General features: G+C 61.4%; 1 rRNA gene. It reads right to left on the bottom strand.

The window, feature by feature from the left end:
- A 5S ribosomal RNA gene (rrf, locus tag IH44_RS43565) occupies positions 1 to 95 on the bottom strand; the annotation flags it as partial.
- Positions 96 to 236 lie beyond the last annotated feature (141 nt).

Below are 236 nucleotides of genomic sequence, written 5' to 3' on the forward strand. Positions count from 1 at the left end.
CACAGGGTCCCCCCTGCAGTACCATCGGCGCTGTGAGGCTTAGCTTCCGGGTTCGGAATGTAACCGGGCGTTTCCCTCACGCTATGACCACCGAAACACGATGAAACTGTCCGCCACCCGGCCGGGTCTCCCCGGCGGGGGGTCGTTGTTTCAGAACAACACAGTGGACGCGAGCAACTGAGGACAAGCCCTCGGCCTATTAGTACCGGTCAACTCCACCCCTCACAGGGCTTCCA

The organism is Kitasatospora sp. NRRL B-11411 (assembly GCF_000721345.1).
GTDB classification, from domain to species: Bacteria; Actinomycetota; Actinomycetes; order Streptomycetales; family Streptomycetaceae; genus Kitasatospora; species Kitasatospora cineracea.